The sequence below is a fragment of the Arthrobacter bambusae genome, from assembly GCF_022606295.1.
Classification (GTDB): Bacteria; Actinomycetota; Actinomycetes; order Actinomycetales; family Micrococcaceae; genus Arthrobacter; species Arthrobacter bambusae_A.
Window position 1 is genome coordinate 1 of sequence record NZ_JAHHZS010000100.1, and the last position, 1,152, is coordinate 1,152.

Sequence of the window (1,152 nt, forward strand, 5' to 3'; positions counted from 1 at the left end):
CTAGTGGTGTGTCTCCAAAATAGCTAGAGGTGGGCTGTTAATATTGGTGCATGTCGAATCGTGCTCCTGCTTTGGTGGTTTCTGATGCCCAGCGTGTGCTTCTTGAGAGGCTTTCCAAGTCGCAGACGGCGTCCTACCGTGAGGTGCAGCGGGCGCAGGTTTTGTTGATGGCCGCGGAGGGGCTGGCGAGTGAGTGGATCGCGGGGATTGTTGGTGTGAGCCCGGCGACGGTGCGTTCTTGGCGTGCCCGCTTCGCCGAAGATGGTCTCACCCATTTGGGTGAGGTTCGTCCGGGGCGGGGCCGTAAGCCGGTCATTCCGCAGGCAAAGATCGATGAGATCGTTGACCTGACGCGCAATTCCAAGCCGGAAGGGCAGACTCATTGGTCGGTGCGGACGATGGCCGCGAAGGTCGGGGTGTCCCCGGCGCAAGTGCAGCGGATCTGGGCCGCCCGTGGCCTGAAGCCGCATCTGGTGGACTCGTTCAAGCTCTCAAACGATCCGAAGTTTGAGGAAAAACTCATCGACGTGGTCGGGCTGTATTTGAACCCGCCGGAAAAAGCGATCGTGCTGTGCATGGATGAAAAGTCCTCGATCCAGGCGCTGGACCGTACCCAGCCGTCGCTGCCGATGACGAAGGGCAGGGCGGAAACGATGACCCATGACTACAAGCGCCACGGCACCACCACGTTGTTCGCGGCCCTGGACGTGGCGACCGGGAAAGTCATCGGGTCCTGCCTGCCCAAACACCGCCACGAGGAATTCCTGGTGTTCCTCAAGACCATCAACAAGGAAGTCCCGCAGGGCCTGGATGTCCATCTGATCCTGGACAACTACGCCACGCATAAACACCCGGACGTGAAAGCCTGGCTGGCGAAAAATCCCCGGTTCCAGCTGCATTTCACTCCGACCTCGTCCTCGTGGCTGAACCTCGTCGAGCGATGGTTCCGGGAATTGACGGACAAGGCCCTGCGCCGCGGAGCCTTCCATTCCGTCCCGGACCTGATCAACAAGATCGAAGAGTACCTCGCCGCTCACAACACCGAACCCAAACCACTGGTTTGGACCGCGACCGCAGACTCAATCCTCAAAAAAGTAGCCCGTGGCCGCGTCGCACTCGAAACCATCAAGCAAAACTGAGACAGACCACTAG

1 protein-coding gene is annotated in these 1,152 nt (G+C 59.6%); it reads left to right on the forward strand.

The features are described 5' to 3' along the window. The first annotated feature begins 50 nt into the window (after window positions 1–50). On the forward strand, window positions 51–1,139 hold the full coding sequence (locus tag KNN17_RS22270; RefSeq protein WP_241711099.1) for an IS630 family transposase: 1,089 nt from the start codon (window positions 51–53) through the stop codon (window positions 1,137–1,139). The last annotated feature ends 13 nt before the right edge of the window (window positions 1,140–1,152 follow it).

Bases quoted from the DNA above. Each gene is read 5' to 3' on its own strand.
- KNN17_RS22270 (WP_241711099.1), top strand. From the start codon at position 51: ATGTCGAATCGTGCTCCTGCTTTGGTGGTTTCTGATGCCCAGCGTGTG.